Annotated in this window: 12 protein-coding genes; 4 read left to right on the top strand and 8 right to left on the bottom strand. The window is 41.8% G+C overall.

All coding sequences use genetic code 11. The features are described 5' to 3' along the window. Positions 1-65 precede the first annotated feature (65 nt). A protein-coding gene (locus tag B2866_RS08685) for an IS3 family transposase (RefSeq protein WP_296192902.1) occupies positions 66-1,231 on the top strand; the annotation gives its coding sequence in 2 pieces (ribosomal slippage) (positions 66-324 and positions 324-1,231; 1,167 coding nt in all). A gap of 80 nt (positions 1,232-1,311) precedes the next feature. Here the strand turns inward: B2866_RS08685 and B2866_RS08690 are convergent. The 8 genes from B2866_RS08690 to B2866_RS08725 all read right to left on the bottom strand — a co-directional run bounded on the left by B2866_RS08690 (position 1,312) and on the right by B2866_RS08725 (position 7,797). Then, positions 1,312-2,013: a VIT1/CCC1 transporter family protein gene (locus B2866_RS08690; RefSeq protein WP_296192905.1), complete on the bottom strand. Its 702-nt coding sequence runs from the start codon at positions 2,011-2,013 to the stop codon at positions 1,312-1,314. Positions 2,014-2,107: 94 nt separating this feature from the next. Further along, positions 2,108-2,800, bottom strand: coding sequence for a ferric reductase-like protein (locus B2866_RS08695; RefSeq protein WP_296192907.1), 693 nt, complete (start codon positions 2,798-2,800; stop codon positions 2,108-2,110). Between the two features lie 75 nt (positions 2,801-2,875). Then, positions 2,876-3,979, bottom strand: a complete 1,104-nt coding sequence (locus tag B2866_RS08700; RefSeq protein WP_296192908.1) for an FAD:protein FMN transferase — start codon at positions 3,977-3,979, stop codon at positions 2,876-2,878. Between the two features lie 53 nt (positions 3,980-4,032). Beyond that, on the bottom strand, positions 4,033-4,359 hold the full coding sequence (locus tag B2866_RS08705) for a hypothetical protein (protein WP_296192910.1): 327 nt from the start codon (positions 4,357-4,359) through the stop codon (positions 4,033-4,035). Continuing rightward, on the bottom strand, positions 4,349-4,906 hold the full coding sequence (locus tag B2866_RS08710; RefSeq protein WP_296192912.1) for a PepSY domain-containing protein: 558 nt from the start codon (positions 4,904-4,906) through the stop codon (positions 4,349-4,351). Before B2866_RS08710 ends, B2866_RS08705 begins: the two co-directional genes overlap by 11 nt. An 82-nt stretch (positions 4,907-4,988) precedes the next feature. Next, a complete protein-coding gene (locus tag B2866_RS08715; protein WP_296192913.1) occupies positions 4,989-6,431 on the bottom strand; it encodes an ATP-binding protein in 1,443 nt (480 codons plus the stop codon). A gap of 61 nt (positions 6,432-6,492) precedes the next feature. Then, positions 6,493-7,167, bottom strand: coding sequence for a response regulator (locus B2866_RS08720; protein WP_296192917.1), 675 nt, complete (start codon positions 7,165-7,167; stop codon positions 6,493-6,495). 21 nt (positions 7,168-7,188) lie between these two features. Then, on the bottom strand, positions 7,189-7,797 hold the full coding sequence (locus B2866_RS08725) for a cytochrome b/b6 domain-containing protein (protein WP_296192918.1): 609 nt from the start codon (positions 7,795-7,797) through the stop codon (positions 7,189-7,191). A 372-nt stretch (positions 7,798-8,169) separates the two neighbouring features. Between B2866_RS08725 and B2866_RS08730 the strand changes: the two genes are divergently transcribed. From B2866_RS08730 to B2866_RS08740, 3 genes are all read left to right on the top strand, one after another. After that, the gene (locus tag B2866_RS08730; RefSeq protein WP_296192919.1) at positions 8,170-8,796 is read left to right on the top strand and encodes a TetR/AcrR family transcriptional regulator; all 627 of its coding nucleotides are present in this window, start codon (positions 8,170-8,172) and stop codon (positions 8,794-8,796) included. Between the two features lie 101 nt (positions 8,797-8,897). Beyond that, positions 8,898-9,551 (top strand): HdeD family acid-resistance protein, encoded by a 654-nt coding sequence (locus tag B2866_RS08735; RefSeq protein WP_058023642.1) that lies wholly within the window; start codon positions 8,898-8,900, stop codon positions 9,549-9,551. 106 nt (positions 9,552-9,657) lie between these two features. Then, complete coding sequence (locus tag B2866_RS08740; protein WP_296192922.1) at positions 9,658-11,619, top strand: oleate hydratase; 1,962 nt, start codon at positions 9,658-9,660, stop codon at positions 11,617-11,619. Positions 11,620-12,339: the final 720 nt, after the last annotated feature.

Raw genomic sequence — 12,339 nt, forward strand, 5'->3', positions numbered from 1 at the left:
TGAGCTATGCTGAAGAAACCGTACAACTAAACTTGGTAAACTAAGCACAATTATAGGAGTTTACCATGACCAAGAAATTAAGAACCTACAGTAACGAATTTAAAGCTGAAGCTGTCAAGAAGATAGCAGATAATAATGGCAATATCTCAGCTACTGCAAAGCAGTTAGGTATTGCTATGCAAACGCTATCAAACTGGCATAACAAAGCCAATCAAGGCAAGCTTGTTGGCACAGAGCAATATGATCCTGACCTTATGAGTGCTCTTCAAGAAATAAAGCAGCTCAAGCGTCAGCTCAAAGTGGCTGAAGAGGAGCGCGAGATTCTAAAAAAGGCGACCGCGTACTTCGCGAAAAACAGCCCGTAAAGTACGCTTTTATCAAAGACAATCGTCAGATATTTAGCACCACTACTATGTGCCGTGTATTAAGCGTTAAGCCCTCAAGCTACTACGATTGGCTAAGTCGTGACATCAGCGAACAGCAGGTACACCGCAATCAGTGCGAGCTACTAGTTAAAGCCGCTCACAGTGAAATGAAAGAACGTTATGGCGTAGATCGATTGCATGCTCATCTAAGCAAACAAGGCCACAACATTAGCCTGTATATGGTAAGAAGCATCAAAGAGGAACACGGCATCAAATGCCGTCGTCATAAGCGCTTTAAAGTCACTACTGACTCAAACCACAACAAGCTGGTCTATGACAATGTTTTAGATCAGAGGTTTGACGCTAAGCGTCCTAACGAAGCATGGGTCAGCGACATTACCTATATCTGGACTGCTGAGGGCTGGTTATATTTAGCTGGAGTGAAAGATTTATACACCAAAGAGCTTGTCGGCTACGCTATCAATAAGCGCATGACCGCTGATTTAGTATGCCGTGCACTCAATATGGCAATCAAGAACAAACGACCTACTCAAGGACTGATTGTTCATTCAGATAGAGGCAGCCAGTATTGCAGCCATGCCTACCACAAGATCATTAAGCAGCATCAATTTACAGGCTCAATGAGCGGCAAAGGTAATTGCTATGACAACGCACCTATAGAAAGCTTCTGGGGCGTCTTGAAGAATGAGTTGGTATATCATCAAGATTATAAAACGAGGTTTGCAGCCACTAGCGATATCATTGGGTATATTGAGCTGTATTATAATCAGACTAGGATTCAAAAGGGCTTGGGCTATCGAGCGCCAAGACAGGTGTGGTTTGACTACTATCGTCAGGCTGCGTAATTAAAATCTCCCAAGTTTGGTTCTACGGATTTGACAGCATGGGTCAATATCTTTATTTACTGATCAATTTTACTACGACACTATAATGCTGCGACCCCAAATAATCTTCCAATCAATGAGGTCGCTAGCATGGCCAATACCCCCCAAATTACTACCCGAGCGGTAGCAGGAATGATAGGGGCACCGCCCAAGCGCGCTGATACCACACCAAGTAAAACTAAGCCTACGACAGTCAACGAGGCCAATGACCATACCAATGTCTCTGCTGGCAATAGTAGAATACCTATAACAGGGACGATAGCGCCTACTATGAATGATAGTGCAGAGGCAAAGGAGGCTTGAAGGGGTTTGGCAGTACTTATGTCAGTCAAACCAATCTCATCACGCGCATGGGCTTCAAGAGCATCATGCTCAGTTAGAGCCACGGCAACTTGACGGGCTAAGTCTTGCTCAAGTCCACGCTGCTCATAAATTTTCGTCAGCTCAAGAAGCTCGCGCTCAGAGTTATGCGTCAACTCATGATGTTCTTTCGCCAAGTCCGCTTTTTCAGTATCTGCCTGCGATGACACTGAGATATACTCACCCGCCGCCATTGATAAGGCACCTGCAGTCAATGACGCAAGCCCTGTCAATAGTAAGGTTTGGCTGTTGGCATTTGCCGCAGCAATACCAACCAATAAACTGGCGGTAGAAATCAATCCATCATTTGCACCCAGAACGGCTGCTCTGAGCCACTGACTACGGTTGCTTAAATGTACTTCATCGTGTATAGAAAGGGACATAAATAACCTCAAAAATACTTAAGCAAGAATAATAACCCAAAAACAATTAAACAAAAATAGTGTATTACAGTTTACCCTGTAAATTGCTCAGAGATTAGCTAACTTGCCTTAACGCATATAAACGATAGGCAATCAGTACAAAGACTACTGTCTGACTAGCGGCATAAAACAATAATAGCGCTAGCAGTCGGCTATCAGAGCCCACCATAAACACATGAATACTAATGCCCATATAAGCTAAAAAGGTTAAAAAATGCAACCATCGCCATGCTGATTGACCCAGGTATTTTTTAAGGTAGAAGCTAAACGCGCTGATGAATAAAAACCAAAATCCCAATTGTCCTAATCCGACACCGATACGGTCAGTCTGAAACCCAAGCGGTAATAATACCTGCCAAATATTCAGATTCATATAGTTATCAGCCAATAGAATGACCGCATGAAAAGTAGCAAAACCTACGGCAAGCAAGCTTAAATATTGATGTAATGCAAATACTTTTGCCGCATTAAAATACCGACAGAGGCGTGTACTGAGCAACAAACCAAAAACAACTGCCAACCAAAATAGAGCATAGGCAATCACACCACTTGCGCGTGACAAATACCAAAAATGCTTGTCTGTGGTCATAAGGATTTGCGATAGGCTTTCTCCCCACAACGAAAAGGCATAAACGCCGCCGACTATGCCAGCACTTAAAATAAATATTATCCATAGCGCTTGACAGACTTTCTTAGTTAATTTAACTATCAAGTGATTGCTAGAATCAGGGTGAGAGTCAGTATGCATGGCTATTCTCCAATCAAGATAACAACTTAAAATAGCAAAACCTTAAATAGTAACGGCTTAAATATGTTTTATGGATTAAAGGGCAATTAAGTTTGGATGAATGGCAGGTGAGGCCATGACCTTATGATTAGTATCGACTAATACGGCGGCAATATGATGTTCGGACAGCCATTGCAGCGCTTTTTTCGCGCCTAGGGTGACACAGTATTTGGCATATACCTCTGCGGTCAGCGTATCATCAGCAAGTATGGTGGCACTTAAAACGTCACTTTTTGCAGGGCAAGCGTGATAAGGGTGTATCAAGTGATGTTGCCAATGGCCTTTATGCCACCAACGGCGATAGTCTTGACCTGAGGTTGCAACAGCGCCAGCACTGATATGAATAATGGCGATATCTTCTTCCTCTTGAGTCTGCTGACTATCAGCAATATAGGGTTTGGCGATAGCAATGGCCCATGTAATAGGCTTGGTGGATTTTTGCTTATTTGGCACACCAATCGCTATGTCGCCTCCCATATCGATTAAGCAAGGAAATTGCCAGTCAGAACGTTGACTGATGTATTCGGCCAATTGCATCGCGCACCATCCTTTGACATAACCGTTTAAATCGAGAGCTGTGCCAGTCGGGAGAAATACTTGATGCTGTCCATGAGCTAACGTGCGAAGCTTGATATTTTTTATGGATTGATTGGCAGCGTCGTTTTTAGAGCTATCAGAAGTATCTTGCAAAGTCGGCTGAGTAGTTTGCACAGACGGCGTCGGTTGTTTTGCTAAGGTCTCAAATGAGTATTTATAGCCAATATCCCACAGGGTAGTTAGTAATGTTGGAGTAACTAAGCCTTGGGTTTTTGGCACAAAAGCAATGGCGCTTTCTAAAACAGTAAACAATTCTGGGCTGATGTCCGTCAATTGATTGGTATGATTATTGAGTCTCATCAGCTCGCTAGTATTATCAAAACGACTAAATATATGCTCCCACTGCAATAGTTTTTCTTCTGCATAGGCTGTAACTAAAGCGACTTTTTGGTCTATTTTTTGGACTATCTCTTGGTATGTGTTGCCTAGCGTTTGCTGCAAGTTTAATTGCGTAATATTTAAACTTATTTGGATCTGACAACCCATCGCCGGCAACATAAAGGTCCTCAGTTGTGGCGTGCTGCTGTTGGTGTTTGCTTGCATAAGAAGTCCTTAGTTGCACGATTGGTCATCATCTTAAGCCCATCATTTTTTATTTATCGAGAAGAGCGGGTACGAGCGGAAACTGCTATCGCTTCAACCGCTGGGCGTTCTACTTCATTCACTTGTCTTAATTGCGTGATCTCAACGCCACTTGGGGTTTGAGCCACTATGACGTTAGGGTTTGAAATGCTAGTGCTGACAGGGATAGCGGTGCTGGCAGGTAAACTATCGGCTTCTTGATCAAGTAATATGAGCCAACCTGCCATGGTGCCAACGACCGAGACGATGAGAATGCTATTTTTAAACGTCGCAATAGGATCGGCTTTTTTCAGGTTTTTATGAGTGGCTTTAGTAGCAGGTACTTTAGAATTAATCATCATAGTCATCCTCATCGTTATCATGCTTATAGCTCGTAGCAATCAGGCGCTCGCTTTCTTTATCGTATTTATCCTTATGCTTTTTCTTATGGTATTTCGCCTCATCATTGTCGTGGTCTTCGTATTTATCTTCGTCATCGTCATCATCATAATCAGAATAGTCGCTATCAATAAGAGCGCCACTGGTGTTAACAGGGTTCAAGATAGAGCCGAGATTGGCATCAATATAAGTGGTGTTGGTATCTAAGCGCACCTCATAGGCGACGGCACCGTTGTAGTTAACCAGCTCTGGAGTCGCTTGTAGGGTTGCATTAGGAAGGTTTTGTTTGGCTAAGGCGATTGCTTGGTCGCTTGTAAGCATCGCAGCTGATAGCGGCTCAATAGCAGTGTTCTGTTTAACAGCAGCAGTCAGCTGATTGGTGATATTTGCTGCTGATAAGACATCAGTAGAATCTGATGATGCTGTCGTTAATGCGATGACACCGCCAAAGAAGACCAGTGAAGAGGCACCGATAGTCAATAACAAGGGTTTTAATAGTGGCAGGCTCATAAGTTGTACTCCGTATGAAATCATGAGGGAATACAAGTAGCATACGCGGTGAAGATTAACTCAAACTTAAGACAAGGCGGCTTTATTTACTGATAGTGACCATAAAGCCGGTTTCTGGAGAGGGGCGGTTGGCAAATGCTAAGTTCAGGTTATGTAGCTCGACAATCCGATTGGCAATAGATAGACCTAAGCCGCTGCCCATTTGGCTTTGACCAGCTGGTCGATAAAAGCGTTCGCTGAGCCGTGCTAACTGCTCAGGTGCGACGCCATTGCCATTATCGAGCACTCGGATAGCATTTATATCTAGCTGTAATTCCACCAAAGCGCCTTCTGGGCAATAATGAATGGCATTCTCTAAGAGGTTGCGAATTAATAATTTGAATAAGGTGGGGTTTACCAGAATAGGTAAAATATCGGCAGGATGGTCACACAGCACCGTGCGTTTGAGTTGGATATGTTTTTCCCGTGCCAGCCGATTAACTTCACTAAGCACCTCATCGGTTAAAGCCAGCCAATCAGGTTTTTCTAATTGTTCAGCAGGCAGGTGTTGCTGTGGCTCTATTTTTGCTAACGTCAAAAGTTGCTCAACCAAGTGATTGGCGCGCTCAATACCCTCACTGATTTTTTGAGTGTGATAGAACAGTTGGCTATCGTCCTTTATCTCTGACAGTTGCAGTAATTGCTGTTGTAATAAATCCGCTTGTAATTTTAAGGCGGCAAGCGGACTTCGTAGCTCATGTGACGCATCAGCCGTAAAGCGTTGTTCACGCGCTAAAGTGTCCGCTACTTTTACAAATAATACGTTTAAGGCGCTGACCAAAGGCTGAATTTCTTTAGGGACATCTGCTGTGATAGGGCTGTCATCTTGTGGCTGACGTTGTTCAAGCTCGGCGCTGACCTCTGTTAAAGGTTTAAAGCCACGACGAATGAGTAGAACGACAAGACCCATGAATGCCAGTAATCCAACCAGCATAGGCAATAGCTGCACGGACATAGTCTCAACAATCATTTTCTGGCGAGAATCAAGGTTTTGACCAACCGCAATCACTCGGCTTTCGTGCTTGTCAGAATGTTCATCGTGAATATAAAACAAGCGCCATTGATGGTTAAAAGGGTTCAAGCGCTGATAGGCATGATGATGGTCTTCTAAAAAGCCATGTTGATCGGGGAGAAATTTAAATGACTGCCCATTTTCGTCCGCCATGAGCAGCCGACCGTCTTTATTCCAGATGGCGAACCCCATGTAATCATCTTCAGCCTCACCAAGATCACCGGATAGCTGCTTACTTTTTAAGTGATATATTTTGGCAGCGCGTGACTGTTTCTTATGGTCATCGTCGTCGTCATCATGTTCCTCGTCAGCAGATACCCCGATTAAGTAACGGGCGACTTGCGTGATTTGGGTATCATTCATCTCATTGATTTCATGCCACAGTCGCCAAGCGATAAAGCTGGAGGTGAGTAACCAAAGCAAAGGCAGTCCAATCAATAAGGACGTCAATAGTCGTTGTTGGATACTTTTCATAGGCTCACAGGGCAAAAGGTGACGGAGGATTTTATGATTTTAAGTTTAAGCTTTTAAATCACTATAGATGATTGTAAGTGGGATTTAAATAATAACCCACCCCACGTTTGGTTAAAATAAAATCATTGCCAAGCTTTTTGCGTAGATGATGAATATGTACTTCAATGGCATTACTTTCGATATCTTGTTGCCATCCATAGAGCTTGTCTTCTAAGGTTGCCCGACTGTGAATCTGCTTAGGGTGCGTCAGCATTTGCTCTAGTATCGCCACCTCTTTAATCGTAAGCTCAATAAGATTGCCTTGATAGTAGAGTTGTTGGCTATGCGGTTGATAAGTCACGTTACCATAGCGAATTTCAGGTTGGCTACGTCCTTGGCTTCGCCGCATCAGTGCTTGCAGACGAGCGATCACTTCATCCAAGGCAAATGGTTTAATCAAATAGTCATCAGCCCCTGCATTGAGTCCGGCCACGCGATTGGCGATGGCATCGCGAGCAGTGATAATCAATACAGGAGTGTCTATCTGTTTGCTTCGCCAGTTTTTTAATACTGTCATACCGTCGCCTTGCGGCAAGCTTAAATCCAACAGAACCGCATCAAACATATTATCTTGTAATGCCAGCTCACCTTGCTTTGCATTATCGAACCAATCGACCATCATGCCATGACTTTTTAAACCCAAAATAATACCGTCGGCGATAGTACTATCGTCTTCTATGAGTAATATACGTGCCATATGCCATGCTCCACCACATTCTTATTCTGATTTAGAGGGTATATCTGCTATGGCCTTATTACCAGTAATCATGGCTTTAATCAGATTCTGTCGTTGCCAGTAACTCATGACTATTACCGCGATAACGTGTAAAGGAACCAATAGATACAAGCTATTCGCTAATAATTCATGCACCTCTTCAAGAAAATCCACATTACCAAGCAGCTCTGTTTCCATCAGATAACCGCTTAGTCCTAGCCCTATAATCACTGCCCATAACGATAACATCATCAAGGCTCCCAAGGGGTTATGACCAAGATGCTGCTTATCAACGCGTCGCATATTTAACTCTGAGACATGGCGCTTGATACGTAAAGGAGTAGGAAAGAAACTGCTAAATCGCGCATAGCGCGTTCCAACCAGACCCCAAAGTAAACGTACGACTACCAGTCCCAAGACGGTATAGCCTACATACTCATGCAGCTCACCACCATCTTCGGTGAAGAATAGATTGGCAATAATACCAGCTGCGACTGTCCAGTGGGTAACTCTGACTAATATGTCCCAAACTTTTACTTGCCTAGCTTTAAGAGTATTCGGTAAAGGCGCGGAAGAGTCGTCATCCCAATTAACGGTGTCTTTTTGGCTCATGGTTATTACTCCCTAATCATTTGTTTTTTATTGACAATATCAGCTGCTAAACACTGAAAACCAGTAAGATATCGCAAGCAAATGAGATGTTGCATCATCTGTCTTATCGCTATTACAACAAACAAATCTTAAGGTAAGCTTAGGACGTTAAAACATTTCAATCATTGTGCAGCGGGCCAGTTACATGCGTCGTGCCATAGACACTACTTAAGAATCTTTTAAGAATCAGGTTCTATGATCAGCCATGCTTTTATTACTACATATAATAATTACACAATAAAACAAAAAGATAATATAACTTGACATTTAATAATTGAACAGTTGGTTAATATAAGGATTAAGAAGCTTAACATAAATAAATAAGAGAAGCCTGTGAAACGTGCAGAGCAAGAGCGCTCATTACAAACTAAAAATAAGATATTGTTAGCTGCCCTTTCCGAGTTTGCTTCAACAGGTTTTGATGGTGTTTCAACGCGCGCCATTGCTAAAAAAGCAGAGGTGAACCATACCTTGATTAGCCATCATTTTGGTTCCAAAGAAGCGTTGTGGAAAGCCACGGCAAAATTATGTTTTGAGATTTACAGTGAACACAATTTTGAGAAGCGCAGAAACATGCAAGATGCTGAAGCTCGTACTTTAGTGAAAGTGCTGTTAAAAGATTTTATAAAGTTTTGTGCCAACTACCCCGATATTCATCATTTTTTGATACAGGCTAATCAAGGAGATTCGGAAAGACTTGACTGGTTTGTCGAAAACTATTTACGCACTATTTATGATGAAGAGCTGGATATTATTCGAAGAGCACAAAAACTAGGATTGGCTCCTCAAGGAGACAGTATGCATATTCGCTACTTATTACTGGGTGCAGCCACGTCTATTTATACCTTTGCCCCTCAATTTGCAAGATTATCTGGGAAAGACCCTTTTTCTGATGAATTTATTGAGCAGCATGTAGACTATGTTTTAACGCTTTTCACGACCTGCGCCAAAAAGCTATGAGATAGATCACAACGATCTACCTCGTAGCTTTTTTGCATTAAAGACAATTAATATTATATCAAGCCGTTATTTTGCAACATACATAGATATCGAGATTAAAAATGAGTTCAATCACTAGAAATATCTTCGGCACCATCAATAAAACTATTAATCATTGGTATATTCCACTTGTCGTTGGCATTATTTTTATTGCCACCGGGATATATACCTTTGTTTCACCACTTGAGTCTTATGCTGCGCTCGCTATTTTATTCAGCATATCTTTCATTATTTCAGGCGCTTCTGAAATTGCATTTTCTTTATTAAATAAGGAGGTACTTAATAATTGGGGTTGGTTTTTAGTCCTTGGGATTTTAACGTTAATTGTTGGTGTTCTTTTGTTTGTTAACCCGGCAGTATCGCAAGCTACCCTGCTTTTTTATGTGGGTTTTTTAGTATTGTTTCGTTCCATTAGTGCTGTCAGCCATTCATTTGAGTTAAAAGAATATGGCTTTTCTGATTGGGGGTATTTAACAGTAATAGGGGTTGTCGGTATTGTTTTCTCCTTTATCTTATTATCTAACCCTATACTTGGTGGCATGACAGTTGTTATATGGACTGGCTTAGCCCTGATAACCAGTGGCTTTTTCAGCATGTACCTTGCTTTTAAATTAAAAAGACTAAAAGACTTACCAAATAATATTTCTAATGAACTAAGAAGTAGGTTCAATTTAGTATCACAAGAAATTAATAACGTATTAAACAGTAAACAATAACTACATTCTCATTTGGTCACTGACCTATAAATATTTAAGTTAATAGCAGCTTCATTTTAAAACAACACTGAGTCATAAGACTCTTTAACCCACTAAGGGGATAATAATGAAAAAGACTAATGAAAAACAAAAAACTATCGACAGCTTTCCACATCAGCCAGATGCTAATAAAGCCTATCCACACCACTACCCACAAAACACCTTGCCGTTTGCTGACAAAATAGGCAACTATCAACGCAATATCGGTAGACCAACCGACGCTTATAAGGACAGTAAAGTCTATATCATCGGTAGTGGTATCGCGGGCTTATCCAGTGCTTACTACTTCATTCGTGATGGTAAAGTACCGGCAGAAAATATCACCTTTTTAGAGCAACTAGAGGTGTCAGGCGGCTCCATGGATGGCTCAGGTAATGCTAAGAATGGCTACATCATACGTGGTGGCCGTGAGATGGAATTTACCTACGAGAACTTTTGGGATGTCTTCCAAGATATTCCTGCAGTAGAGATGCCAGAGCCATACAGCGTACTAGATGAATATAGACTGATTAACGATGATGATCCTAACTATTCAATCGCTCGTTTGGTACATCAGCAAGGTAAAATCAAAGAAACGAATGGTGTTACTCTAAAAAAATCTGACCAATTAGCATTGATACGTCTACTACTAAAACGCAAAGAAGAATTAGATGATGTGCGAGTCAATGATTACTTTAGCGACAGCTTCTTTGAAAGTAACTTCTGGATACTTTGGAGCACCATGTTTGCCTTTGAAAAATGGCACAGCTTGCTTGAGTTAAAACTATATATGCACCGCTTTTTGCATGACTTAGATGGTCTGCATAATATGTCGATGCTAGTATTTCCAAAATACAATCAATATGATGGGTTTATCGTACCGCTACGTAACTATCTCATCGAAAAAGGGGTTAAATTCCAATACGATACTTCGGTGACGGATTTAGATATTGAGTTTAATCAAGCTGATGACCATGAATCTGTTAAGGGTTCAGCTAATGAGCCAACCAAAACGGTCAAAGCCATCATTGCAGAAGTAGGTGGTAAGCCTACCCGTATTACTATTACAGAGAATGATTATGTAGTAGCAACCACAGGCACAATGACTGATGATACACGATATGGTGATAACGATTCTGCGCCAAACCTAGATGCTATGTTAGACAATCAAGGGCAATCAAAAGGTTGGACGCTTTGGAACAATCTTGCTCATAAGTCCAGCGTCTTTGGTCATCCTGGAAAATTCAATGGTAATGTGAATGAGTCTGCATGGATGTCAGCCACACTGACTTGTAAGCCTTCTGCATTGGTAGATAAGGTTAAAGAGCTGTCTGTTAATGATCCATACTCAGGTAAAACAGCGACAGGTGGTATCGTCACCTTTACCGATTCTAACTGGGTAATGAGCTTTACTTGTAACCGTCAGCCGCATTTCCCTGATCAACCAAAGGACACCTTAGTACTTTGGGTGTATAGTTTGCTGATGGATAAAGATGGCAATTATATTAAGAAACCAATGCCAGAATGTACAGGTAATGAGATTTTAGCAGAGCTCTGCCACCACCTTGGTATTATCAATGAGTTAGACGGCGTGGTTGACAATACCATTGTTAGATCTACTTATATGCCATATATCACCTCACAGTTTATGGTACGTGCGCAAGGCGACCGCCCTGAAATTGTACCGCAAGGTTGTACTAATCTAGGCTTAGTAGGACAATTTGTCGAAACTAGAAATGATGTGGTATTCACCGTCGAAAGCTCTGTTCGTACGGCTAGAGTCGCGGTATATAGCCTACTGAATATCAAAAAACAGGTGCCTGATATAGATCCATCGCAATATGACATTCGTCACCTATTACGAGCGGCAAATACGCTAAATGATGGCAAAGGATTTATTGGAGAAGGCTTATTACGTAAGCTATTAAAAGATACCTATTATGAGCATATCTTGCCACCTACCCATCTAGATAGTCAGGAAGAAACGAAGCGTAATGACTCTGTTTTCTCAGAGTATTGGGAGTCTATTAAAGGTATTTGGCATAAATAAGCTCCTTTAGATTGCACAGCTTGTGGTGGCTTAAACTCTGAGTCACCATAAGATAGTGAAGGTGATAGATGAAACTCTAGTAGTGACCTGTAGCTGGCTATTTTAAAAGCTAAGGCAGTTACAGTTACTATGATGATTTCTCTATCACCTTTTTTTGTCATACTAACAGTGCAGTGAGCGCTGTTCAGGGTAACACTACAAGTATTTAGCTCAGTGCTAGGTTAACGGGGCAATTGGTAGTACTTGATGCCACTTTGAGCCTGCACTGAGGGGGAACGGTTTGGTATATGTGCTTTTTATGTCAGGATCGAATAGTTTCAGACGTGCAGCCAATCTTTGACACTATGGCTTGAATGGCCGACCATGTAAAGCGACAGTTATTCGATGCTTGAATCAGCATGCGAACGGCGCGTTATTTTATCTCAGGAGTGTGGTTTCGTTTTTTCATTGTCGTACTCTCCCAGAGTGTTAAGTTTCCCTTAATCACGGGACGATTCAGTCTATTTTAAGTGGCCTAATAGGGGTAAATGGTGAAGTAACTGATTCCCTTTGGGTATATCTTTTTTTCCTGACCAAGTTTATTACGTCACCATAAGACATTACAGGTATTTACTATTTATTTTTTTTAGTAAAAGTGACTGGCGGAGGGTTTTCTTTAAAGCGCAGTAAACGCAAAGCATTAAGCGTGACCAGCACCGTTGCGCCGGTGTCAGCCAACAC

It is taken from the genome of Psychrobacter sp. UBA3483 (genome assembly GCF_002377905.1).
Classification (GTDB): Bacteria; Pseudomonadota; Gammaproteobacteria; order Pseudomonadales; family Moraxellaceae; genus Psychrobacter.

Coding starts and splice junctions, on each gene's coding strand:
- B2866_RS08690 (WP_296192905.1), bottom strand. CDS start 2,013: ATGTCCCTTTCTATACACGATGAAGTACATTTAAGCAACCGTAGTCAG.
- B2866_RS08695 (WP_296192907.1), bottom strand. CDS start 2,800: ATGCATACTGACTCTCACCCTGATTCTAGCAATCACTTGATAGTTAAA.
- B2866_RS08700 (WP_296192908.1), bottom strand. CDS start 3,979: ATGCAAGCAAACACCAACAGCAGCACGCCACAACTGAGGACCTTTATG.
- B2866_RS08705 (WP_296192910.1), bottom strand. CDS start 4,359: ATGATGATTAATTCTAAAGTACCTGCTACTAAAGCCACTCATAAAAAC.
- B2866_RS08710 (WP_296192912.1), bottom strand. CDS start 4,906: ATGAGCCTGCCACTATTAAAACCCTTGTTATTGACTATCGGTGCCTCT.
- B2866_RS08715 (WP_296192913.1), bottom strand. CDS start 6,431: ATGAAAAGTATCCAACAACGACTATTGACGTCCTTATTGATTGGACTG.
- B2866_RS08720 (WP_296192917.1), bottom strand. CDS start 7,167: ATGGCACGTATATTACTCATAGAAGACGATAGTACTATCGCCGACGGT.
- B2866_RS08725 (WP_296192918.1), bottom strand. CDS start 7,797: ATGAGCCAAAAAGACACCGTTAATTGGGATGACGACTCTTCCGCGCCT.
- B2866_RS08735 (WP_058023642.1), top strand. CDS start 8,898: ATGAGTTCAATCACTAGAAATATCTTCGGCACCATCAATAAAACTATT.
- B2866_RS08740 (WP_296192922.1), top strand. CDS start 9,658: ATGAAAAAGACTAATGAAAAACAAAAAACTATCGACAGCTTTCCACAT.